Raw genomic sequence first — 24,538 nt, 5'->3', positions numbered from 1 at the left:
TATGTGCCGCCACTTATCTTGGTCGTTGTACCACCTGAGTTATCGGTGAGGGTGTAGTACAAGGTGATCCGTAAAGCCTCAAAGTTAAGCCAGCGTGAGGTTGTAGCCGATTCTCCACCCACCCCCATCAACGACTCCTAACATTTATCCCCCTTTCCTACAACTTTCCTCACAAGTTCCCCACAATCTTTGCCTATAATTAAATTTAAAGATCGACTCCCAGCAGCGCTCAAAGGTGCGAGGAAATAAAGGGTCGGGCTATCTGATATGTCAAAACCAGGACGATGGGCACGAGAATCGGAATCGCCACTAGCAGTCCCCATTTGCCAAACCTAAGTTTTTGACCGTCCGATTTGAACAGGAAAATTACAGCGACAATTCCCATAAGTATCCAGAGACCACCGAAGCCCATGAAGACTGTATAGCCTGCATCTTGCATTTTTTTTGACCTTTAATAGTAGTCCACCTTTAATGTTAGTTGCAGTCTGTTTCTGCGGACATCTTCTGATAGGTCGATCGAACTTATTAAATATGACTCATTTTGAGTTGGGTTGGCAGCGGCCCTGACTTTCGCACTCGATCCGCTGAGTTCGATCGCTCATAATAGTTGCTAAATCCGGCCTTCCCGTCAGCTTCAACCGCCAGTCAGCCCAAATTCCGTACAGCCAATTGGCGATCGCCCCGATCACTGGTAACTTAGTAACTGCATAAATCCATCCCATCCCTAAAATCTCGTAGGTGCGACGAAAAACCTCCACATTTTTAACTGTCGTACCGTCGGGTAACAGCGCGTGAATCCGCCCCATCGCCGTTTCGTAGTCGATTCCGCCGTGGGCCTCCGGGTTGTAGCCATCATCCGCGATATCCACAAACGACACTAAACCTCGCCCCGCGTCGCGTTTTTTCAAGAAATTAACCTCCCGCACGCACAGAGGACATTCACCGTCGTACAGCAACTCAATCTGCCAAGCAGGCGCAGCAGACTCTGGTGAGGGCGCAACAGATTCGGAAAACTCGGTTTTAGCAGCAGACATAGGGAAAAATATTTTAATGTCGTCGATCGCACACAAACATTTTACAAGCATCAATAGTTATCAGGTGCGCCTTGGGTACTCCTAAAGCAGTTATTTGTGGTGTGAAAAATAGTCCCAAAGGTGAATCCAGTCTTGGCCACGCGCAAGCTAATATCATCAAGATGCCCTCTCCTGCCTTGCCGGAGACTTTCGCCCGATCGCTCGTTAGCTCCGCGATCCCAAGGAAAGCCCTCGAAGAGGATCGCCTATTATCAAGCAATTCGAGGCAAAGCACCTGCCAAGCACAACTGTTAATTCGGCAACAAAATATAATAAAATTTAAAGTCTTAAACATCCGCTATTCGCCCAATCAGCAAATCGCCCAATCTAAAAGCCAAAATCTACATGAATGTCAGAGTCCGTCTAGCCCCCAGTCCCACCGGAAACCTACACATCGGTACCGCCAGAACCGCCGTATTTAACTGGCTGTTTGCCCGCAACCAAGGCGGAAAATTCATCCTGCGGGTAGAAGACACAGACGTAGAACGTTCTAAAAGCGAATACACCGATAACATCCTCGAAGGACTCACCTGGCTGGGTATGAACTGGGACGAAGGCCCGAGTTTTCAGTCACAGCGTCTGGAAATATACCGCCAAGCAGTCCAAACCCTTCTAGACAATGGACTCGCCTACCGCTGCTACACCACGTCGGAAGAACTCGACGAAATGCGGGAAGCACAAAAAGCCAACAAACAAGCCCCCCGCTACGACAACCGGCACCGCAACTTGACAAGCAAACAGCGCGCAGCTTTTGAAGGCGAAGGGCGACAAGCTGTGATTCGGTTTATCATCGACGACGATCGCACAATTTCTTGGAACGACATGGTGCGCGACACCGTAACCTGGAAAGGTAGCGACCTCGGCGGCGATATGGTAATTGCCCGTGCATCCAGCGGCGGCGTTATCGGCCAACCACTCTACAACCTCGCCGTAGTTGTCGATGACATCGACATGGGCATCACCCACGTCATCCGCGGCGAAGATCACATCGGCAATACTCCGAAACAAATATTGCTCTACGAAGCTTTGGGCGCGACAATCCCAGAATTTGCCCACACGCCGCTGATTTTAAACTCCCAAGGGCAAAAGCTTTCTAAACGCGACGGCGTAACCTCGATTTCTGACTTCAAAGATATGGGCTACCTGCCCGAAGCTTTAGTTAATTACATGACTTTGCTCGGCTGGACGCCGCCGGATTCAACGCAGGAAATATTTACACTCTCGGAAGCAGCAGAATTATTTACATTCTATCGAGTCAACAAAGCTGGTGCAAAATTTGATTGGGATAAACTCAATTGGCTAAACAGTCAATACCTGCACAAAATGCCAGTGCCGCAATTGACAGATTTGCTGATACCTTATTGGTGGCAGAAAGGCGGTTATGAGTTTGACTTGCAGGCAGACCGGCCCTGGCTCGAACAAATAGCTGCTTTAATCGGCCCGAGTCTCGTTCGCTTAACCGATGCTGTGGATATGTGTAAGGTATTCTTCTCCACCACGGTGGAATACGAAGAAGAAGCACTCGCACAGTTGCAGCAAAAAGGGGCTGCACAGGCTTTACAAGCTGTTGTAGAAGCGATGGAAAGTCATTCGTCCCTGACATCAGCCGAAGCTCAGAAAATCACTAAAAAGCTCAGTAAAGAGAAAAATCTTAACAAAGGGCTAATTATGCGATCGCTCAGAGCTGCTCTGACAGGTGCAATGCACGGCCCCGACCTGATAGAATCTTGGGTAATCCTTCACCAGCGAGGAACGGCTAAAACCCGTTTGCTTGATGCCATTAGCAACTTGAATGGGCCTGCTGTTGGTGTCGCGGACGAAACTCCTACCCCAGAACAACCACACGCAGAAACAGTCGCCGAAAGTTCTGCTACAGAACAGTCAGCAGTGGAGGTTTCAAAAGTCGAAACACCGACTCTTGAAACAGTCGAAACCCCGGTTGTTGAACCATCAGCAGCAGAGGTTTCAGAAGTGGAAAAACTTGCGATCGAAACAGTCGAAACGCCGACTGTCGAACCAGCAGTGGAAGTTACAGCAGTCGATATACCGACTTCAGAAACAGGCGAAGTGTCGGCTCTTGAACCAACCGACGGGGGGGTTGCAGCAGTCGAAATACCGGCTCTTGAAACAGTCGCAGCAGCAGTTGAAATACCTGCCGCCAACCAGCAAAAAACTATTGCGAGTGGAGAAATGACTTCATCAAACGAACCAGAAACAACCGTTATCATTACCGAAATTCCTGCCGGAAATGAAGCAGAAAGTTCGATGGGTACAACACAAGTCATAATTACCGACGAACCGCCAAGTCAGACCCAGCAGATCAAAGAACAAATTATCTCAATTTTGTCCGAGTTTCCCGCTTACATCGGCAGCTTTTACGAGCAGTACAAAAGTCCCCTGACTGTTATCGGTGTAATTGTAGCCTCGATTGTCTCTTTGAAAGTGCTTTTGGGGATAATAGATGAACTCAACGACATCCCCCTGCTAGCACCGACATTCGAGCTAATTGGTATCGGATACACCGGGTGGTTTGTCTACCGCTATTTGCTGCGATCGTCCAACCGCCAACAATTAGGTCAAGAAATTCAAGCATTAAAAGAACAAGTTTTCGGCAAAAAGTCCTAAACTTTTGCTGGTAATTTGTTGAATTTGTGCCCGACACTGATAACTTTAAATAAGTTGTTAGTGTCGGGTTTTTAAATGACTAATGACTGTTGACTAATGACTGTTGACGGTCATTCGTGACAAGTTAAGACTTTGCTACATTTGTCAATCAGTAATAATACTCAAAATAGTGCTGTTTGAAGAGTGGAAAATTCGCGATTTGGGGTCAGCGGGCATCAATATGGCGCTCCGCACGCTCGCACGAGCGCCCAAGTTTCCGTTTTTCACCCCATATTTGAAGAAAATTTGAGCATAATTGCTGATTGACAAATGCTTCCCTAGTTTAACTTGTCAGCAATGGAACTAATCCAGTTATTTCGCCATGTTTTTCGCTTCAGAAGAACTAATTGCACTGATTGTTTCGATTGCGATCGAGAGCTTATTTGTCGCCATCTGCGCTCAAGTTAGAAAAAAAGACTGGCGAAAGCTAGCAATAATTACTGGTGCTGCCACATCGATCACTCATCCTATAGCGTGGAAGCTGTTTATCGAACTATCACCGTATTTAAGTTTCCCGATGCGTTCCCTATCGATCGAAACTGGTGTCGCGCTTGTTGAGAGTTTAATGTACCGATGGGCAATTGGTTATTCATGGCGATGGAACATCGGCTTATCTTTCGGTGCTAATCTCGCTTCCTATAGCTGCGGACTTCTGTTTTATTATTGGCAGGGGTAATAGCAATAATAATGGAATTTCTAACCAAGCATGAATAGCTGCTGCGATGCCGTAGAAAGCACGAGTAAGTGCAAACGAATGCTGAAAAGCTACTAAAAAATAAACCGATATTCCAGCCAACAACCAGTAGAATTTTTTAGATGGAAGCCAGAATAAGAATGTTTCCGCATCCTCTTTCGTCCACCGCGAAAATAAGCCGATGACCGCTGCATAGTGCATACACTGGAGAAAGGTGGCAGCCGAGAACAATGGATAAGCAATTGATAAATGTTGCCATGATGGTGCAACAAAAGCATTTAAATAATGGGTGTTTGTTTCAAGGGGAAAATTTATTATTCCTAAACTTTTTAAACTAATAATTCCTATTGGTATTCCTCCAAACACGAGTCCGCAGATTAATAACGTGCGAAGTAGTTTAGTACGTTGTCGTTCTAGAATAAATGCTACTGGTGTTAAATTGTGAACGAGCGCCAGTATAACTAAGGTAGCAATCGGGTCTTTGATAATCCCAATACCGCATAAACAGCTAACAGCTAAACCAAGTATCCCCAATTGCCAATTCTGTCGATAAACGTGGTGAGTAGCGACTAAAATTAATCCTAGTCCGGCAAATAATTCCAACAAAGGAGCTAACTGAATGCTAATTAGCCCAAAGATAGCACAACAGCGTAATAAAGCAATTGATAGGACTAATTGCAGCAAACGCCACTCAATTGTTTTATTTAAATTCTGATAAAAACGGCTATCGATATAGCGTAATTCAATAGCAATGTGAGCAATGCCGAACGTGAATAGTGTGGTGGCATAAGTAGTAAAGGGAAAAGCAATTGCACTCAATGCACTAACTAAAATAATTAGTCCGCTCCCCATAATTGTAGTCATTTGCGGCTTACCATCTACTTTTTTCTTATTCTGGAAATAATTATCCATCCTAGTATTGCTATTCCGATTACCGGAAAAACGAGCCAGTTGAGGGCTAGTTGCCTGTCTTGCTTAACTAGAGATAGCTGTAAACCGTCCAAATTAAGCGATTTGACTTGAAAATTATCTTCTACCTTTTGGTATATTGCAGGTAGCTCGCTTGGTGGCTGAATAGTTGGAGTACCTTTAATCAGCGCATTTTGGAGATTAATATTTTCAAGTATCGTTACTTGGCTACTATTTTCTAAGTCTTTGGGCTGGACTTTATTTTTAGCAATTGCTGAGATTGTTGCAATGGGTCTATAACCATAGACTGGGACGCATTCTCCTGGTTGAATTAATATATAAGGGCTGGGGGGTGCATTAGGATTTACTGAACTAATTTGTAAGAATAGCCAATAGTCTGGATACTTTTCTTGGTTAGTAATTTTCACGCAGTAACTAAAATCGCGCGTATAACCTGGGCTTGGTGGTAAATCGGCTAGAATCGTCAAACCCTGAAAGTATGGCATATTTACAACTATCATCAGCCACTCCACAGTTAAGTTTAATGATTGGCGGGCTTTATGCTGAATCTAATCGGCGGATGATTTGCTTACTAACTTTTGTTGGTAAGGCTTTGTAGTCCTGGGTTTGGGATTTCTGACTTATGCGATAAAGACTGTTTCAGCAAGCCCTACTAATCCATTATACACGCAATTTTTCAATCGCTTCCTCTTTAAGTTTCGCCTCAACTTCGATCCACGGTGCGTTGCGATAAGCGCTTGGCATCACGGTAATTACCGCTCTTCCATCAATCTTATGAGAGAATAATACAGAAAAGTGTCGCAAACCGTTGGCTGGCTTATGTTTGGGGCAAGAGAACCTGCATCGGGAAAAAATGGGAATCCTAATCTGTGTACAACGACTTCGGCAAAAGCACTACGCGGGTTTTGTCAGCCTTGCCGTAAATCAAGAGCTGGCCACTCTCACCGCATTGCTGACAAGTTAAACTAGGGAAGCATTTGTCAATCAGCAATTATGCTCAAATTTTCTTCAAATATGGGGTGAAAAACGGAAACTTGGGCGCTCGTGCGAGCGTGCGGAGCGCCATATTGATGCCCGCTGACCCCAAATCGCGAATTTTCCACTCTTCAAACAGCACTATTTTGAGTATTATTACTGATTGACAAATGTAGCAAAGTCTTAACTTGTCACGAATGGTTGACTAATGACTAATGACTAATGACTAATGACTAATGACTAATGACTAATGACTAATGACTAATGACTAATGACTAATAGCTAAACCCCAGCCGCTGTAAAAGCCGCCCAATAATAAGGATTGGCAAAAGGATAGGGTTTGCGGTTGCGAATTTGCTGCAAAGATGCCTCAGCAATCAGGCGAGAACTTTGAGAAAGCCGATCGAACATTTGCGAAATTTGAGGTTGAAAATCCGCCAGCAACACCTCCAATTCCTCGCCAGTCAAATCCCGCAGCCACCTTTGAGCGTCCCCCAGCGCGATCGCCACATCTCCCACCTGCAACCGAGAAAACCGTCCCAGATTTTCATAAAACTTGCTCGTCAGCAGCAGCGTAGAAACATCGTTCACCTTCCAAAGACTGCTAACCACACTAGAGGTGCCAGCATACAACAAACCCGCCGACAAACCCACAAAATCTCCTCCAGCACCGCTAACTCCGCCAGCGGCAATTTCGCAACCAGATAAAGTAACTAAAAAATATTGCCGAAAATCTAGATTAAAAATTTCCTCCAAACTCAGAGAATCATTCCTCAAAAACACTGCCGATTTCAGCGGCCAAGCCAAATTAAGCAAACTCAAACAAGCAAAATGAGCGCATTTTTTCTGCTGCAACTGCCCTATTTGCTGGGGCAAATTCCCATTATTAGCAGAGATTTCTTGCGAAAAAGCCTCTTTAATTGCCGGCTTATGGCGCACCACTTCTGCACTGGCAAAATACTGGGAAATATTGCCGATTTCAATGTTGCTGTAGAACGAATCTCTGGTGAAAGTTGGAATTGCCAAAAGGTGCTGCAAACCGGGTCTGTACCGACCAATAGCTGCTCCGCGTGCACTTTGTCTCAACAGCAATAGCTGACAGCTAGGAGCATAGCGAATTCCTCCGGCAAATCGATCGATCAAATAAGCAGCAGGCGCTGCAACGTCGCCAAAAGACGAACTTTGAGAAAAATCCGAAAGGCTGTAGGTTTCGACATCAAAACCGCTGCGATCGCTCCACCCAGACCTAAAAATTCCCCCACCGTCCTCAAACCCGTCACTCCCCGCCAAAGGCAAAGCGTGGAGTGGCAAAGCGTGCAAAAATCGGTGCGGCACAAAAATCAGCCGATCGCAATTCTCCGGAATCAGCGCCACCACTCGATCGATTTCCAGTATCGCAGCCAAGCGTTTGAGGCGAGCCGGGAGATGATTGATCCAGCGACCTTTTTGTTCAGAATAAGCGCTGAGGTACTCCTGGGCCCAAGTTTCCGCAGCCAAAGCATTTTGCGGGGAACAGAGGTGAACGGCGGGATATTGTGCACTCTTTACCACCACAAAAGCAACCAGCAACTCCCCCAAACTCGCCCACACCACAGCAGCGCAATTGTCATCAGGCAACAATTGGCGAATTTGCTCGAAAGCGATCGGTTCAACTTTGTGAGCTAGGCTGAAGAAAGGATCGTTTGCCTGCACCTCCCGCGCAATCAACCTATCAAACTGCTTCCACAATCGATTTAAGTGCATGAAGTCCGAGTTCGGCAGCAGAGAACCGCTGTTCCAACCTTGGCTATCGCCCTCAGAAATCAAGGTCGTGTTCGGCTCAGGTTCTCCCTGTTCTTGGTGCCGCTGTTCCCCCGCTATTTCCAGTCGCAGCGACTCCAACTCGCTTCGCACCGCTGCGGGAATTTCGGCTTTCGGAGTCAAGTGGCATTTAACCAGCAGTTCTACCAAATTCCGATTTTTGTGGCGTTCGGCGTATTCCAGAGCCTTAGCGTAATATTCAGGTTGGCTGGCGCCGAGTTCCAAGCAAACTTGCACCAGGCATTTATAGAGTCCAGCCCAAGTGCGGGTTAATTTGACTTTTTCGGTACTCGTCCGATCGCCAAAATCGACTGTATCAACCCCAACTTCGCAACGCAAGAATTCAACAGTATCGACTGCAGCAGTCAAAACCCCGTAGGCGCGAAGCAAGTCGCCTCGAACTCGGTAAGCTTGACCCAAATAAAATAAAATTTCAGCCCAGCGGTGGGGATAGGTTTCGCGGGTGTAGACTTGACAGGCGCTGTGATAGCAGCCGATCGCGCTTTCCATGTGCGACACATTTTCCGCCTCCGTCAGTTGCGAATAAGCCCTGCCGAGATAAATTTGCAGCATTGCCCAGCGGTTGGGATAGGCCTGCCTGGTGTAGACTTCGCCCGCATTTTGATAGCAGGCGATCGCGCTTTTTAGGTTGCGGTTTTTTTCCCCTTTCACGTGTTCGCAGAAAGCGCGGCCGAGGTAAGCACACAGCATTGCCCAGCGTTCGGGAGTTTTTTGGCGGTTGCAAAACAGCAAAGCATTTTGATAGCAGACGATCGCCATTTCCATATTTTCGGCTTTTTCCCCTTTCACCCGCCGACTGTAGATCCTACCGAGGTAAGTTTGGATCGAAGCCCAGGCTTCGGGAAATTTGATGCGGGTGTAGACTTGTAAAGCATTTTGATAGCAGGCGATCGCCATTTCCAAATTTTCCACCGGATCGCCTTTGATGCGATCGACAAACACCCGACCCAAATTCCTTTGAGTAGTCGCCCACTGCTGCGGAAAAGCTTCCCGAGTCCGCACCTGCAAAGCTCTCTGATAGCACGTAACCGCGTATTCGAGATTTTCAGCTCGGTTGCCCCGCAGCAACTCGCAGTAAGCATTTGCCAAATTATTTTGAGTTGTAGCCCAACGCCGGGGAAACACCTTGCGGTTGTAGACTTGCAAAGCATTTTGGTAGCAAGCGACTGCAAGTTCCAGATTTTCAGCTCGGTTGCCGCGCAGCCGGCGGCTGTAAGCGCGGCCGAGATTGTTTTGAGTGCTCGCCCACTCTTCCCCGAAAGTTTCGCGGGTGCGAACTTGCAGCGCGTTTTGATAGCAGGCGATCGCCTGTTCTAGATTGTCTGCCGGATCTCCCCTGAGACGATCGCTGTAAGCGTTGCCCAGATTGTTTTGCAGCGTCGCCCACTGTTCCGGGTACTGTTCGGGCGTGCGTACTTGTAGGGCATTTTCAAAGCAAGCGATCGCCTGTTCGATATTTTGAGCCTTATCACCTTTGGGACGATCGCTATAAGCGTTGCCCAGATTGTTTTGCATCACCGCCCATTCTTGGGGAAAGTCTTTGCGGGTAAACACCTTGGCAACTGTTTCGTAACCGGCAATTTCAATTTCCAAGTTGTGAGCTTTGCTGCCGAGGGGAAACCGCCCAATTTTGTTGCTCAGATTGCCGATTAACGCTGCAATGCGCCTAGTCTCCGATTCTTTGGCAGCAGGGAGCACCAAAGTGGCCCAGTGGCGCAGCAGTTGTGCGAAATTCTGGTCGAGTTTGTCTAAATTGTTTCTCAGCAGCGAGTACAGGTGCTGCGAATCAGCGCCGCGCGCGACTGCCTGCAATACTTCTGCTAAAAAAGCCAGATAGGCTGCCCCGGTTGCGGGCAATTTATAATTCCCTTTTGCAGATTCTAAGGGTGCGATCGCCCTTTGGAAAAATTTTGCAGCTTTCAGCAAGCTTTCTCGCGTCAGTGCCACTTCTTCCAAATAAAGCGTTTGCACGAACCCAAAGTCTATCGACTTTGGGTTCGTCCTCAAAATCAAATCTATTCCTGAGTCGCCAGGATTTTCCAGCAGCGCTTGGAGCATATTAACATCAGTTTTGCGACGCTGTTCGTCCATCGTGCATTCCGCCAAACTATTAACCATAGGAGCGCTGCTTCCGTGCAACCAAGTGAACTACCCACCGCTAAATCGCAGTACCGAATATAGTAGGGGCTTCTGTACTAATAGGCGAGTACCTTAGCTTAGACTTTCGTCCTAGCTTGGGTATTACCTCGCATTTTAAAGCAGAAACAACTGAACCTTCCGCCTTTAGTATTTTGATACCTTCTGCTTTCATATTTATCGCTGCTTTCTTGTCGCGCTCCCGATCGCGATCGGTAGCACAGTGAGGACAAGTCCCTTCCCTCATATTTAATGGCATCTCGGCCATTTGATGGAAACAATTAGAACAAACTTTGGAAGTGGAAACCCCTCTATCAATCTCGACTAAGTTCCCGCCTTTGCGTTCCAACTTGTAGGCTAAGAAGTTGGTCAAACTTTCCAAAACCTCATCCGATCTTGCTTTCGCCACATTTTGATTGCGAATCCTGTTCCACAAATGAAAGTTTTCTACTATGACAGCGAGGCGATCGCTGACCAACTTATAACTAAGTTTATGTAGAAAATATTGCCTCGAATTTCTAAACTGTTCGTATAGCTTGGCAACAACTTTTCTATATTTGTACCGAGAATTATTTCCTGTCTGCTGGCACCTTAACTTTTGCTGCTGGCGCTTCAAGTTCTTCTCGTGCTTGGCAGAATGCTTGGCCTTGTCATATTTAGATTTTTTTTCGCCCTCGTTGACAATAGCAAAGTGTTTCAATCCTAAATCAATGCCATAATTCCTACCTTCTTTTGTTGTCGGGTTCTCACACTCAATTTCATTCACTCTAATAGATACCAGAGATTTTCGTGAATATTTTTTCCTACTAATAATTACACTCTTATTTTTACCCTCAATTAATCTAGGTATTTTGGGTTGAGCTATTCCACTATTGCGACTAACTTTGACACTATCCTCAACCATCTTGACGTTTTGACGATACTGAAGAGACTGTTTTTTATGCGGCATTTTGAACTTAGGAAACCCAACAAGTTTATGAAAAATAATTTTGTAGGCAGTGGTTAAATTGAGCGTAGTAGCTTGCAAAACTTGGCTGTAACACTCACCTAGCCATGCACTTCTATATAATTTTTTGATATCGGATAAAAGTATGTTGAGTTCGGAGCAGCCAAGTTTTTTACCAGTTTTTTTATAAAATTCAATTGATTTATTTAGACCATAATTCGAGCACCAAGGCGCACAACCCAAAGCGGGAGCTAATTGTATTTGTTGCTTTTGGGTAGGATACAAACGAACTTGGATAGCCCTGTGTAGCACTCAACATCACCTCCTTGGTTCTTCTATTCTCTCACAATATACAGTTGACGAGCACAGCATTAGGGAAAAATTTGGTGATGACGATTGCATCTTGTATGTCTTGAAAGCTGTCCCAAAAACTGCTCAAAGATGCGATCGTCGTCACCCGCCCTTCCCACTATAGCGGTACTTCGTTTAGTGGGAAGGGCGCGAAATAGTTAAACCAGGATTCACAAGTCCCAACAGACACGCAGATAGCGAAAGTAGCACCTACAATCGCTTAAAGGCGCCGTGTGTCTGTCGGAGCGGGTTTCACAGACAGTTCTAAATTTGACAAACCCGCCCCGACAGATTTGCAGCGGGACGGGTTTACTTTTACCCCGATCGCACTTAGGCTAAGAAACCCGGTTTCTGGGAAACTATTGGGTTTGGTAACGAGAAATCTCGAAAGAAACCCGGTTTCTGAGGAGGAGTGTGTCCTGGACTAAGTGAGTTTAGGATATTGGGCGAGCTTCAGCGCTACAGCTAACAAAAATCAACTCAGTAGATTTTACTGTACCGCTTGAGAGCGCAAGGCTGACTCCACTGCCAGCAGAGCTCGATCGACTTCAGCGGAGGTGACAATCAGCGGCGGGACAAACCTCAGCACTTTCGGCCCTGCAGGAACCAACAGCACTCCTGCGGCGATCGCAGATTTGACGATATCAGCGGATGTAAGTTCGACATCAGCTTGCAATTCCATCCCGACAATCAAACCCCAGCCGCGCACTTCGGCAATTAAATGCGGATATTCGGCCGCTAACTTGTTGAGCCCTGCTTTCAACTGTTCCCCGCGCTGCTGCACGTTTTCTAGAAGGTTTTCCCGTTCTAAAGTTTGGCAAACGCACAAAGCTACAGCGCAAGCAAAAGGATTGCCGCCGAAAGTGCTGGCGTGACTTCCCGGTTCAAATACATCGCAGAAAGATTTGCACAGCATAGCGCCGATCGGGATACCGCCGCCCAATCCTTTGGCAGACGTAAAGATATCCGGTTCAATGCCGAGGTTTTCGTAGCCCCAGTATTTGCCGCTGCGTCCCATCCCGACTTGCACTTCGTCGAGAATGAGCAAAATGCCTTTTTCGTCGCAAATTTCCCGAATGCGCTGGAAGTAGGCGAGCTCTCCGGGGCGAACTCCGCCTTCGCCTTGCAGCGCTTCCAGCATAATTGCAGCTACTTGGCGTTCGTCTTTGTCGAGTTGCTCGATCGCACTTTCGATCGCACTAATATCGTTGTAGGGCACGTAGTGAAATCCGGGAACCAAAGGGCTAAAACCCTTTTGGTATTTAGGCTGTCCGGTTGCCGTAATTGTCGCTAAAGTCCGCCCGTGGAAACTCGCAACGGCGGTAATGATTGTCGGATTCGAGATATTTAATTTTTCGTGGGCGTACTTGCGGGCGAGTTTAATTGCCGCTTCATTAGCTTCGGCGCCGGAGTTGCAAAAGAAGGCTCTGTCCGCGCAAGAATGGTCTACAAGCCACTTCGCCAGCTCGCCCTGTACGGGGATGTAATAAAGATTAGAAACGTGGTGCAGGGTCTGAATTTGCTTAGTTACCGCTTCAATCATTGCGGGGTGGGCGTGTCCCAGAGTGCAGGTAGCAATACCCGCCACAAAATCGAGATATTCGCGGCCCTCGGTATCCCAAACGCGGCAGCCGAGGCCTCGTTCTAGGGCGATCGCAAAACGCCCGTAAGTTGTCATTACATAGCTGTCGAAGCTCTCAGAACTGAAGGGACTGGCTTCGGCTTGCACGATCGGTTCTTTTAATAAGGTTTCTGGACTCACGAATCGCTCCTTAACACATAATATGTAGACCTCGATTGTACGGTAAAAATCCAGGTTAGCGGTGCAGGCTGTTAGTTTTGTCATAAAATCATAACAGTAACCTCAATTAATCCCTCACAAATCTACTGATGAGTTATTACATTTCTCCTAACTTTCTCGATAAAGTTGCGGTGCACGTCACTAAAAACTTTTTAAATTTACCCGGGGTAAGAGTTCCCCTAATTTTGGGAATTCACGGCCGCAAAGGAGAAGGCAAAACTTTTCAAACCGAACTGGTTTTTCGGCGGATGGGCTTTGAACCGGTGATGATATCTGGCGGGGAATTAGAAAGCCCGGATGCAGGAGATCCGGCGCGTTTAATTCGCTTGCGCTACCGGGAAGCTGCGGAGCAAATTCGGGTGCGCGGCGAGATGTGCGCCATCTTTATTAACGATTTGGATGCCGGTGCTGGCAGGTTCGATACTACTACTCAATATACTGTCAATACTCAGATGGTCAATGCGACTCTGATGAATATTGCTGATAATCCAACTAACGTGCAGTTACCAGGAAGTTATGACAGTACGCCGCTGCACCGAGTGCCGATTATTGTCACCGGAAATGATTTTTCTACTCTGTACGCGCCGCTGATTCGCGACGGGCGGATGGAAAAGTTTTATTGGGAACCCAGCCGGGATGATAAAATTGGCATTGTTGGGGGAATTTTTGAGTCGGACAAATTGTCAAAAACCGATATTGTGGCGTTAGTCGATAATTTTGCCGATCAGGCGATCGACTTTTTTAGTGCTTTGCGATCGCGCATTTATGACGAACAAATCCGCGAATTCATTCACAAAGTAGGAATCGAGCGAGTTTCCAAGCGTTTGGTAAACACTTTGGAAGCAGCGCCCGATTTCCATAACCCGAATTTCAGCCTCGCTCATTTATTAGAAATGGGCAGTTTGATGGTGGGCCAACAAAAGCGGATTAAGGAAATGCGCTTAGTAGATGAATACAACCAATCGCGCCTGTTTAACGTTCAAGGAACCCCCAATGCCCCTGCTGCTGCGCCCACGCAAAGTGAATTAAACGACCCGTCATCCAAATATTATAAGGCTTACGTTGAGCCAAGTTCTGAAGCGGGTAACGGTCATGCAGCGCGACTGAGCTCCGAGGTATTGGAACAAGTAAAGCAGTTATTAGCAAGAGGCTGCAAAATAGGCATGGAATATGCAGATAATCGCCGATTTAAAACAGGTTCTTGGCAAAGTTGCGCGACGATTAAAACTGCACAGGAAAAAGATGTGGTTGCATCTTTAGAAACTTGTTTGGCGGAACACGGCGGCGAATACGTGCGGCTGATTGGTATCGATCCAAAAGTCAAGCGGCGGGTAGTTGAAACAATTATTCAGCGGCCGCAGGGTTAAAGTTAAAGCAGTCCGCCAGGGAATGAATTCCCTGTCTAATAGCTAAAGTCCTCTGAAGAGGACTAATGAGTTTAAAAATTTTTATTCTCAGTCCTCTTGATACCAATTTTTTATGAGGCTGCATAGAATCTGATCCCCCCTAACCCCCCTTAATAAGGGGGGGACAAGATTCTTCTCAAAGTCCCCCTTCTTAAGGGGGATTTAGGGGGATCGAGATATGTGCAACTTCACCTTAAATTGGTATGAGAGGACTTTAGCTTTGAGGCAGGGGTTTCAACCCCTGTCGGACTATCGGTTTAACGTTAAATTGACACCAATGAACACAGTTGTGTCCCTACAGGCAATATCTTCTTACTCTCGCCGTAGACTACTGGACAGACAGAGATGATGCAAACCAGCGGCGAATTAATTCTACTTGGAAACGGTAGCCCTCACTAACTTCCTCAATCAATTCGCGTTGCAGAAGTAAATTGAGAGCATCGGATTTATCGGGAAAGTGTTGCAAAATAGTTAATCGGCTGACTATTGCCCCTTCTCCTTGTGCTGCCAAAAACTGCAAAATAGCTAATCCTGCTGCATCTGCTTGATTGCTTTGAATATCGGCAAAAAAGAAACGGCCAACACTTAAAGCTTCTGGTATTGCTGCTTCTACATCGGCTAAAGTTGCTAGTCGGCGGAAAGATGGAGCTTGCTCGTTTTTTAGTGCGATAATTTCAGCGCAGAGGAGTTGTATTAGGAAAGGGTGACAGCGGGTGAGTTGCAAGACTCGCTCAACCGCATTGACTTCGTAACGCAGGGTAAAATCTTTGACTGGTTGCTCAATTAGTTGACGCGCTTCGGGTTGTTTCAGGTAGCTGATATGAACGACTTGGACATTGATTAAATAGCTAGCCCAACGCTGAAATTCTTCTATTGTATGGGAACCAGCTAGCAGCACTTTGAAGCGGGGACGATGTTGAATCAGGTGACGCAACATTCCCAGAACATCCTCCTCATCAAAGCGTCCTTTTGTGATGGCATTATCTAGCGCCTCGAATTCATCCAAGGCAAGCAGGGCAATATTTTGTTGTAGCGCTTCTTCTACTTCGTCCAGCCATTCATCAAAGCGGGTGAAAGGGTCATCTTGCAGTGTCTCGCGGTCAAGAGATGGGAGAGTGAACGCACTTTGGCGCTGGGCTGAGTTTGCCATACTGCGGGCGATATTGTATAGGAAACTAGCATAATTGCTTGCCGATGCAACTGGCCCTTGTAAGTCTACAAACATGGGAATGATAGTGCTGGGTAGCAAGCGTCCCAGGTTGTTGAGGAGGGATGTTTTGCCCATGCGCCGCTGACCGTAGAGTAGCAAGGGAGGGCGGCGGCGGTCTAGCAGTAATTGCTCGATGCGCGTACTGATGTAAGTTCCACTTAAGTCAACGGGTTTGACAAAGATTTCCTGTTGTTCTGTAAGGGGTACGCCGATGATATAAGGGTTGTCGATTTCTTGTCGCAGTTCGACAACTTCTGCTAGTTCCCGCACATAGTCGGTGACAATTTCATACCAACGGGTAGCAATGGGGCGAAAGCGTACCGCATATTTGTCACTGCTGCGGGTCAATTCTCGAATTAAACCATTTAATCTTTCTGCTACAGGAGTTAGGACTGAACGCTGGTTGTAAAAACTATTTTGGTTGAGGGCTGCTTCTACGTCCTCGCTGATGCGACTAAAGCTACTTAGGAGGGAACTAACTGGACTATTCAGTTCTCCAATGGCTAGATTGCGGTAGGCGTTACCGATAGCAGCTAAATCTTCACAACGTTCTAACCCCCGTGCATCAAGTTCAGTTTGTACCTCTTGTGCTGCCCAACGCTGAGGACTGGTACTTAAATAGTTGAGTGCAGCTTTGCCCTCTTCTGGGTTACGCTCCATTACTAAGAGAACGTGCTGGTCTAAGCCTTGTAGGGGAAGGAGCTGCCACTCATCCCAAAAAGCGGAATGCCAACGTAAGAAACTGGGTTTAGTAGCTGTGCGTCCTTTGTCTAGTTGGTAAAGCAGAATATTCCATCCCGTGAGGAAAGGATACAGTACCACTGGCAGCCATAAGTTGATACTTATTCCGACGCCGACCGCCACGCCCGACGCCACGCCCAACGCCACGCCCCACGCCCCGCCCGGCCTCACGCCGACCGCCACGCCCAACGCCACGCCCGCCCTCACGCCCGACGCCACGCCCCACGCCACGCCCAACGCCACGCCCCACGCCACGCCCAACGCCACGCCCAACGCCACGTCGAACGCCGTCCCGTCCAACGCCCCGTCCAACGCCGCGCCCAACGCCAGGCCGAACGCCAGGTCGAACGCCTCCTCCAACCCCACGCCCAACGCCACGCCCAACGCCACGCCGAACGCCACGCCGAACGCCACGCCGAACGCCACGCCTGACGCAATCTTTTCTACTGGCGCACCTAGTAGCCAAAGTACCAAAGCAACAACAATTGAATTAGCTACGACAGGCAAAACCAGGAATGCTTGTATTAGTAGCTTCCACAAAGCTGGGTTTTGCCATCTTAAACGTCTTTTAATCTTAGATTCGGTGTCTAAAGCAGGGTCAATACGCTTGAGATGATTTTGCCAAGCCGAGAGATGAAATAAAAGCCAGAACAGCAGTTGCAGGCTACCCAGAATTAGGTTGGGATGCTGTTCTGGTGCATTGGTGTAGGCGTTGCGCGGCACATTTGGCGAGGTCATTTTGGTTGGGAATTTTTCATGGCTTACACATCAAGACCAAAGAAACCGGGTTTTTTACCTAATCTCCGGGCTGCGACGAACAATTTTCGTAAAAAAACCCGGTTTCTGACTATCCGTGCTTAAGCCCTATTTTGTCAGTTTTCTCAGCATGGGTATTCAGTACGATCCTTGCAGCGCTTCCCATTCTTCCAGAGGTAAAGCAGGTTCAAAGGGGTCATTGTAGCGATCGACCGTCCCTTGCAAGGGATAATGCAAAGTATGGATAATTGTCTGATTAACCCAACTAAGATAATTATTTAATTCTTCATAATCCTGCAATTCTTGTAATTCTTCGGAAGTGAGTTCAGCTACATTTCTTTTAGCCGTTAATATTCCAATTCGCTCCAGGAAAAACCTAGAAGCGCGAAATACCAGCACTCCTTGTGCTAACTCCACCCTAACAGCTCCTTCTCTTGGCAAAGTTTTGGGTAAACGCTCCAACTTTATCGGTAAATTAGTTGTCATAGTCTCGCTCTAAAAATGTTAGTTTCATTTTATATAGATTGTAAATCAGCAAAGGGTTTTAGTTGCTCTAACCCAACTTCACGCCAATCATCCTCAGTTTCCCCCTCTTCCAGACTAAATAATCGTTCTCGACAAACAATTTGCAGCAGCAGAGGCCAGCATTTACTTTGAGTCAAAATCCACTCGACATCCTCAGCCGGAAAAGGCATGGGCGAACTGGCTATCAACTCCCGTGCTTCAGCTTCAGTCATACCACCCAGAGTTGTGGTATATCCAAATATATTGAAAAAAGGTGAACTATGTCCCGTGCTAGTCGCTAAGTCGATCGGTGATTCAGGAGTTGCCAAGACAAAGCCTAAATTCCCATTGGTTTGGTTTGTTGCCAAAGAGCGCAAACTCTCCCAAAACCCATCATCTAATTCGGGACAGCGCTGTAAACCTACACCAATTTCATCTAATAGGATGACTGTAGGCTGACGTAAATTACTGCTAACCACATCCATAAATCTATCTAAGTCGCAAGGGCTGGGAACTGACATTTTTAGGGATTCTAAAATGTAGCGCAGCAGCCCTTCCCGATTTTGCCGTCGCGAATCTTGAAAATCTACGAAAATCCAACGATAGTTTTCTGGAGAGGGCAACCAGTCAGATTTTTGACCGGGACGCAACTGTTCTGTTGGGGTGGTCGTAATATTTTTCAAGTAGTGCAGCAAAGAAGTCTTGCCACTGCGCCTCTTGCCGATAATCGCAGCATTTTGCAGGGGACGGCGTTTCAGTAAGTCGAATAGGCGTTTTAGTTCCTTCTGCCGCCCGAAAAAGTAGCGCGGATGGGTGATGGGAGTACCAGTGATGAAAGCTGAGGTTTCCTCGAAGATAGGCTTAGGGATAGTTTCGTCTTGATGCGCGATATTTCTCCACTCATAGCCCAATCTCCCGCTAATTTCCTCAAAATTTATATAATCAACAGGTTTACCCGCCAGAAAGCTCTTGACGGTGGATAGGGAAATTTCTAATTCTTCAGCCAAAGCCTTCTGAGTCGGAAAGCCGTTGCGTCCTAATGCCGATTTGACTTGTTCGATACACCCTGGAGAAACTTTGAGCGATCGCCCCATGATGCCTCTAGAGAAAATTACTTATCCGAATTATAGATTTAATCTCAACTACAAGTCAACCAACAAGTCAACCTCGATCGACTCTGAACTCAACCTTGCTTGATTTTAAATAGGATTGTAGTGTTGAATTTAGACAAATGTCGGACAATAAATTACATCCCAAGCAAGCACCATCCTCCGATGATTCTGCCAAGCTCGATCGCAAGATTATTCAAGACAGTGGGCGTCAACAAGCGCGTTTGATTTCTCACGTGATTTCTCACGCAACTCTTGGACTCATCATTGCCAGCACTTTTTTCAATATTTTAGGCATCGGATTGTTGTATTTTGGCAAAGTTCCAGAAGGAACAATTACCGCCACTAGCGGGTTAACAACAAATATTGTTAGCTTGCTGGTCATGTTGGCGAAAGAAAATAACGATCGACTCGATCGCCTAGCCAAAGAATTCAAAGACGACGATTAAATAAAAATCGTTAAAGTAGGGTGCGCCTTCCGCACCTGACAAATTACCAATTCAACTAATGCGCGCTTTACAAGTCAAAGTATGGCGCGCATTCCGCACCTGACAAATTCAACTAATACGCACCTGAGAAATTCAAATTAAATTCTGCAAAAATTTATCAAAAGTTGCCCGCTCGGGCATAGCACCTTGAGCACCCACTTTAGTTGTGCACAGAGCGCCCGCTGCTGCGCCCCACCGCACCGCCTCTGACAACGACAGACCGGCATCTAATGCAGAGGCTAACCCGCCGTTAAAAGCATCGCCAGCGGCCACAGTGTCGATCGCCTCCACAGCAAAAGCCGGTACAAAAAAGGTTTCATCCGCAGTAACAGCAACAGCCCCGCGATCGCCCAATTTGACAATAACATTCTTGACACCGCGCTCCTGCAAGTGTTTGGCAGCTACAATCGCTGTTTCCGTGTCATTCACCCGAAAACCGACTAACTGGCTGGCTTCCACTTCATTCGGCGTGATAATGTCAATTAGCGGATAAAGTTCGATCGGCAAATCCGCCCTAGCCGGTGCTGGATCGAGAATAACTCGCACCCCCGCTTGACGAGCAGCTTTCGCAGCTTTTTGGACAATTTCCAGGGGAATTTCTAACTGTAACAGCACAGATGTAGCTGCTGTTAACAGTTTTTTGAGACATTCTATATCTGCTTCACCGACATTGTTATTCGCGCCCGGAATCACAATAATATTATTTTGACCTGTCTCGTCTACGGCGATAATTGCCACTCCTGAATGAGTGTTTTGGTCTATTAATACATTGTCTGTATTTACACCATAAGATTGTAAATTTGTCAATAATTCTTCAGCAAATTTATCGTTTCCGACGCGACCGATGATGTGGGTGGAAGTGCCGAGACGGGCGGCGGCGACGGCTTGATTTGCTCCTTTGCCGCCGCCTGCTGTGAAAAAATTGCTACCGATGATAGTTTCCCCTGGCTGCGGCAACCGGGGAGTTTTTGCTGCTAGGTCGATGTTGATACTGCCGAATACGATGATGGTCATAATTTAAATTGGGAATTGGGAATTGGGCATGGGGAATTGGGCATGGGGCATGGGGCATTATAGAATTGGGAATTGATAATGGGTAGCAACTCGCAAATAACCCATAACAAAGAGACATCTTCCATAATTATCGTGGAACAGGCATCCTGCCTGTTCAAAATCTGCTTTTTAGGAGAAGTCTAATAACAAACAACAGCTAACAGTCAACAGTCAACAGCCAACAAACAACAGCTAACAGTCAACAGTCAACAGTCAACTGACAACAGTCAACAACCCTCAAACGTGCTAGAACAGTTATGGTCTTCACAGGTCAATTCAATGGCAGCAATTACTCTCGATCGCAATCCCTGTGTCCTGCTAGTTGAAACAGACGAAGTTCTCGCCGGACACTTGAGTCTCGACTTAAAATCCTCCGGCTATGAACCCGTAGTAGCTTCTAACACCGCCACCGGCCAAAATTTAGCTCATGAATTGCAGCCTGCTTTGATTGTAATTGACCGGATACTTGGCGCTGAGTCGGGGCTATCACTGTGTTCTTACCTCAGAAGTATTGGCAATCGGGTGCCGGTGCTGTTACTCGTCGGTCGTGATACAGTTGACGATCGCGTAGCTTGTCTGGAAGCTGGCGCGGACGATTATTTTCTCAAACCTTACCGCACTGAGGAGTTTTTGCAGTTGGTGCGCTTGTATTTGCAGCCGGATAACAGCAGCAACGAACAATTGAGGTTTGGCGATTTAGTTTTGGATTTGGCCTCTAGGCGGGCCCTGCGGAACGGACGGGCGATCGACCTGACGATGAAGGAATTTGAGCTGCTAAAGTATTTGATGGAACATCCCCGCGAGGTTTTGACTCGGGAACAAATTCTGGAAAATGTTTGGGGTTACGACTTTTTGGGCGAGTCGAATGTGATTGAGGTTTACATCCGCTATCTGCGGCTCAAAATTGAAGATGAGGGCGAAAAGCGCTTGATTCAGACGGTGCGCGGTGTTGGCTATGTGATGCGGGAAGCTTGAAGCAGTCAGTTGACTGTTGACTGTTGACTGTTGACTGTTGGCTAGTTCCAATGTCCAATTGTCAATTACCAATCTAAAATCAAAACTCTAAAATCTAAAATCATTATGAGTTATTTAACTAATTTGCTCGGTATTGGAGTAAGTATATTTTTGCTGGGATGTTCGCCGACTTTACCTGTCGCGAATGCTGGTGCTACTGGTATTGTGGCGGATCGGTCTCCGACGGCGACAACATCGGGTCAAGTGCTACCTGTTTCTGCTAGAGCTCGGATAGGCGATCGCCCAATCGAACTCGAAGTCGCGAAAACAGTGGAACAGCAGGCTATGGGTTTAATGTACAGAACTTCTTTGCCGGATGACAGAGGAATGCTGTTTGAGTTTAAAGCGGCGCGGCAGGTCAATTTTTGGATGAAAAATTGCAAGATTTCTTTGGATATGATTTTTGTCCGGGATGAGGTGGTTGAGGCGATCGAAGTTTCTGCACCTCCTTGTACTGCCGATCCTTGTCCTACCTACGGGCCCGATACTGTTGTCGATCGAGTTATTGAACTCAGGGGCGGGCGGGCTGCTGAACTCGGTGTCAAAGTGGGCGATCGTCTTGAAATCGAGTTTTTTCAGTAAAACTTCGGACTGTTTCAGTAAAACCTGCAGACAGACACAATCCCCCGCTTTCCATCGCCCAGAGATCCCCCTACCTTCGGAATACCGCAGAAAATTTAGAAACTTTACAAAAATTGATTAAATCTATTAGAATATTAATGTAAGATTCAGTACAAACACCGAAAGATTTGCTACGATGTCGATCTCAGCCAGTCAGGACTTGAGCTTGTTTCCGGAAGCTGTAGATTGTTGGTCGCAGGTATGAGACGAGTCAGCGACTCGTTACCAATCCTGAGAGACGATACTCAGCCTCAAGGTATAGCAAGACGAAAAGAAATTCTCTGGAAGTTCTGGCGAGCGAGGTAAATCTACTAAACCTATCTAAAGTAATATGCTACGAGCCAAGTTAATTGGCGGTAATTGGCAAACTTAACTTCTGGTAGCAGTTTCGGGTTTGATCGAAATATCTAACTAATTTTGCCGAAGTAGATTTGCGGATTCTGCATTTCGGCAGATGAAGTTAAACTCTGAACCTGGTTTAGTAGTTTTAGGTAGCAGAATAAATTCTGATTCGCGCTGCAAAGATGCCGAGGTATTCAGTTTAAGTTCGATCGCGATCGCAAGTCGATCGGGCCGACATCAGCAAAATTGCAAAACCTTTCACTTTTTGGGAAAGGTTAGCTTGTGCGCTCGCACTCAGCATTACTTTTGGCAGTTCAACCGCTAATACTGTTTTAACAGCTATCGACGGTTACAAGACAAATTTAAAACTGGCTTATTACTCATCACAAACATCAGGTTCACATCAGAAAATGGTGTCCTATACTTAGAGGTGAAATCACATGGCACCCGCTACATACACTCGATTAATTCGATTTTTACAAGAAGATTTGGCAATTTCTCCCGCGTCAATTGCTGTCGCCGAACGTGTCGGCGGTGACAAACAGCGGCAGCGCGATAAAGACCCGAATTCCTTGCCGATGGTTCTGTGGCAATACGGTTTAGTCACTCTCGACCAGTTGGATAAAATCTTTGATTGGTTATCCCAAGCATATTAAAAGGATTTTAGATTTTAGATATAAATAATCAAAAATCCAAAATCCTTTCATAACTGGGATTAAGATTCAGCCAAAAGCTTCGCAGCAGCGGCAACGCCGGCACCAGGAGTGTAGCCTTCATGACCCAATTCTCGCAACACCACTTCTAAAGAGGAAATTGCTGCTAGAATATCGCGATCGGACACAAAGCCCAAATGGCCGATTCGGAAGATTTTACCTTTCAAATGGTCTTGTCCGTCGGCGAGAGCAATGTCAAATCTCTTTCGCATCAAAGTCCGAACTTTTTGAGCATCTACGGATTCTGGTGGCATAACCGAAGTAATCGCAGGACTGGCGGCTTCGTCAGCGGCAAACAACGGCAAACCTAAAGCTTTGACAGCACCGCGAGTAGTTGTCATTAAGCGTTTGTGCCTTGCGAAAACATTTTCCAACCCTTCTGTTTTCATCATCTGCAGCGATGCTTGCAGGGCAAAAAACATATTGACCGGTGGAGTAAAAGGAGTGGTATTTTTGGCAGCGTCTTTGCTATATTTACCCAAATCCAAATAATAGCGGGGCAGTTTCGCAGTTTTGTAAGCTTCCCAAGCTTTGGGACTGACGGCCACAAAACCCAAACCTGGAGGAATCATGTAAGCTTTCTGAGAACCCGAAGCAATGACATCGATTCCCCAAGCGTCCATCGGAATATTGACAGCGCCTAAGCTAGTGACAGCATCGACCATAATTAAAGCTTCACCGTGGGCTTTAACGTGGCGGTTGATGGTTTCGAGGTCGTTGAGGACGCCGGTAGAGGTTTCCGAGTGGGTGATGATGACAGCTTTGATTTGCTTCTCTGTATCTGCTTCGAGTTTTTCGCGGAAGTTTTCGGGGTCTAAAGGTTGGCCCCACTCGGCTTTAATAATTTCGGCGTTTAAACCGTAAGCTTCGGCGACTTCAGCCCAGCGTTCGCCAAATTTGCCGTTAGTACCGACTAAAACTCGATCGCCCGCACTCAAGAAATTAATTATCCCAGCTTCCATCGCGCCGGTACCAGAAACGGTTAAACTCAGCACGTCACTTTTAGTTTGGTGCAGCCATTTCAAATTTTCGGTACATTCTGCAAAAATCCCGTCAAATTCCTTGCTGCGGTGGCCCATCGGGTGTTTTGCCATCGCTAACAAGGCCGCTTCAGGTACCGGCGTCGGGCCGGGAATCATCAGCATTAATTTGTTGTCCATGATATTGTCCTAAGTTTTTCTGTGGGAGTT

19 protein-coding genes and 1 pseudogene are annotated in these 24,538 nt (G+C 46.8%); 8 read left to right on the top strand and 12 right to left on the bottom strand.

All coding sequences use genetic code 11. The annotated features are described in order from the left end of the window. Positions 1 to 229 precede the first annotated feature (229 nt). Both QUB14_RS08950 and QUB14_RS08945 read right to left on the bottom strand, forming a co-directional pair. Positions 230 to 439, bottom strand: coding sequence for a hypothetical protein (locus QUB14_RS08950; RefSeq protein WP_333095267.1), 210 nt, complete (start codon positions 437 to 439; stop codon positions 230 to 232). 97 nt (positions 440 to 536) lie between these two features. Then, positions 537 to 1,085, bottom strand: coding sequence for a DUF393 domain-containing protein (locus tag QUB14_RS08945; protein ID WP_333218309.1), 549 nt, complete (start codon positions 1,083 to 1,085; stop codon positions 537 to 539). Between the two features lie 333 nt (positions 1,086 to 1,418). Between QUB14_RS08945 and gltX the strand changes: the two are divergent. Beyond that, a pseudogene (gene gltX / locus QUB14_RS08940) lies at positions 1,419 to 2,861 on the top strand (glutamate--tRNA ligase); the annotation flags it as partial. A 402-nt stretch (positions 2,862 to 3,263) separates the two neighbouring features. Continuing rightward, positions 3,264 to 3,698: a CAAD domain-containing protein gene (locus QUB14_RS08935; protein ID WP_333218328.1), complete on the top strand. Its 435-nt coding sequence runs from the start codon at positions 3,264 to 3,266 to the stop codon at positions 3,696 to 3,698. Between the two features lie 649 nt (positions 3,699 to 4,347). Here QUB14_RS08935 and QUB14_RS08930 read toward each other — a convergent pair. The 5 genes from QUB14_RS08930 to QUB14_RS08910 all read right to left on the bottom strand — a co-directional run bounded on the left by QUB14_RS08930 (position 4,348) and on the right by QUB14_RS08910 (position 13,352). Then, entirely contained in the window at positions 4,348 to 5,343 is a 996-nt protein-coding gene (locus tag QUB14_RS08930) for a hypothetical protein (protein ID WP_333218308.1), read from the bottom strand. Further along, on the bottom strand, positions 5,310 to 5,846 hold the full coding sequence (locus QUB14_RS08925; RefSeq protein ID WP_333218307.1) for a hypothetical protein: 537 nt from the start codon (positions 5,844 to 5,846) through the stop codon (positions 5,310 to 5,312). Before QUB14_RS08925 ends, QUB14_RS08930 begins: the two co-directional genes overlap by 34 nt. 772 nt (positions 5,847 to 6,618) lie before the next feature. Next, positions 6,619 to 10,275, bottom strand: coding sequence for a CHAT domain-containing tetratricopeptide repeat protein (locus QUB14_RS08920; protein ID WP_333218306.1), 3,657 nt, complete (start codon positions 10,273 to 10,275; stop codon positions 6,619 to 6,621). 40 nt (positions 10,276 to 10,315) lie between these two features. Further along, positions 10,316 to 11,551, bottom strand: coding sequence for a transposase (locus tag QUB14_RS08915; RefSeq protein WP_333218305.1), 1,236 nt, complete (start codon positions 11,549 to 11,551; stop codon positions 10,316 to 10,318). 529 nt (positions 11,552 to 12,080) lie between these two features. Then, complete coding sequence (locus QUB14_RS08910; RefSeq protein WP_333218327.1) at positions 12,081 to 13,352, bottom strand: aspartate aminotransferase family protein; 1,272 nt, start codon at positions 13,350 to 13,352, stop codon at positions 12,081 to 12,083. A gap of 128 nt (positions 13,353 to 13,480) precedes the next feature. Here QUB14_RS08910 and QUB14_RS08905 point away from each other — a divergent pair, with 128 nt between their 5' ends. Then, positions 13,481 to 14,758, top strand: a complete 1,278-nt coding sequence (locus QUB14_RS08905; RefSeq protein ID WP_333218304.1) for a ribulose bisphosphate carboxylase small subunit — start codon at positions 13,481 to 13,483, stop codon at positions 14,756 to 14,758. A gap of 367 nt (positions 14,759 to 15,125) precedes the next feature. Here the strand turns inward: QUB14_RS08905 and QUB14_RS08900 are convergent, their stop codons facing one another. The 3 genes from QUB14_RS08900 to QUB14_RS08890 all read right to left on the bottom strand — a co-directional run bounded on the left by QUB14_RS08900 (position 15,126) and on the right by QUB14_RS08890 (position 19,102). Beyond that, a complete protein-coding gene (locus tag QUB14_RS08900) occupies positions 15,126 to 17,486 on the bottom strand; it encodes an AAA family ATPase (protein WP_333218303.1) in 2,361 nt (786 codons plus the stop codon). A gap of 156 nt (positions 17,487 to 17,642) precedes the next feature. Then, complete coding sequence (locus tag QUB14_RS08895; protein WP_333218302.1) at positions 17,643 to 17,990, bottom strand: hypothetical protein; 348 nt, start codon at positions 17,988 to 17,990, stop codon at positions 17,643 to 17,645. Between the two features lie 29 nt (positions 17,991 to 18,019). Next, complete coding sequence (locus tag QUB14_RS08890) at positions 18,020 to 19,102, bottom strand: ATP-binding protein (protein WP_333218301.1); 1,083 nt, start codon at positions 19,100 to 19,102, stop codon at positions 18,020 to 18,022. A 137-nt stretch (positions 19,103 to 19,239) separates the two neighbouring features. Between QUB14_RS08890 and QUB14_RS08885 the strand changes: the two genes are divergently transcribed. After that, the gene (locus QUB14_RS08885) at positions 19,240 to 19,566 is read left to right on the top strand and encodes a TRADD-N-associated membrane domain-containing protein (RefSeq protein WP_333218300.1); all 327 of its coding nucleotides are present in this window, start codon (positions 19,240 to 19,242) and stop codon (positions 19,564 to 19,566) included. A 132-nt stretch (positions 19,567 to 19,698) separates the two neighbouring features. Here QUB14_RS08885 and rbsK read toward each other — a convergent pair whose 3' ends face one another. Then, positions 19,699 to 20,619 (bottom strand): ribokinase, encoded by a 921-nt coding sequence (gene rbsK / locus QUB14_RS08880; RefSeq protein WP_333218299.1) that lies wholly within the window; start codon positions 20,617 to 20,619, stop codon positions 19,699 to 19,701. A 318-nt stretch (positions 20,620 to 20,937) separates the two neighbouring features. Between rbsK and nblR the strand changes: the two genes are divergently transcribed. From nblR to QUB14_RS08860, 4 genes are all read left to right on the top strand, one after another. Beyond that, a complete protein-coding gene (gene nblR / locus QUB14_RS08875; protein WP_006632044.1) occupies positions 20,938 to 21,633 on the top strand; it encodes a response regulator transcription factor NblR in 696 nt (231 codons plus the stop codon). A gap of 105 nt (positions 21,634 to 21,738) precedes the next feature. Next, complete coding sequence (locus QUB14_RS08870) at positions 21,739 to 22,254, top strand: DUF192 domain-containing protein (protein WP_333218298.1); 516 nt, start codon at positions 21,739 to 21,741, stop codon at positions 22,252 to 22,254. A gap of 493 nt (positions 22,255 to 22,747) precedes the next feature. Further along, positions 22,748 to 22,960 carry a hypothetical protein gene (locus tag QUB14_RS08865; RefSeq protein ID WP_190662749.1) on the top strand — a complete coding sequence of 71 codons (213 nt, stop codon included), beginning with the start codon at positions 22,748 to 22,750 and terminating at the stop codon, positions 22,958 to 22,960. A 115-nt stretch (positions 22,961 to 23,075) separates the two neighbouring features. Further along, the gene (locus tag QUB14_RS08860; protein ID WP_190662748.1) at positions 23,076 to 23,291 is read left to right on the top strand and encodes a DUF2949 domain-containing protein; all 216 of its coding nucleotides are present in this window, start codon (positions 23,076 to 23,078) and stop codon (positions 23,289 to 23,291) included. Between the two features lie 59 nt (positions 23,292 to 23,350). On the opposite strand, the gene QUB14_RS08855 is transcribed toward QUB14_RS08860, so the two are convergent. After that, a complete protein-coding gene (locus tag QUB14_RS08855; RefSeq protein ID WP_333218297.1) occupies positions 23,351 to 24,508 on the bottom strand; it encodes an alanine--glyoxylate aminotransferase family protein in 1,158 nt (385 codons plus the stop codon). Positions 24,509 to 24,538 lie beyond the last annotated feature (30 nt).

Source organism: Microcoleus sp. B3-D2, assembly GCF_036705345.1.
GTDB lineage: Bacteria > Cyanobacteriota > Cyanobacteriia > Cyanobacteriales > Microcoleaceae > Microcoleus.
The sequence above is the reverse complement of the archived record's forward strand: the minus strand, read 5'-3'. Positions and strand labels throughout refer to the sequence as shown.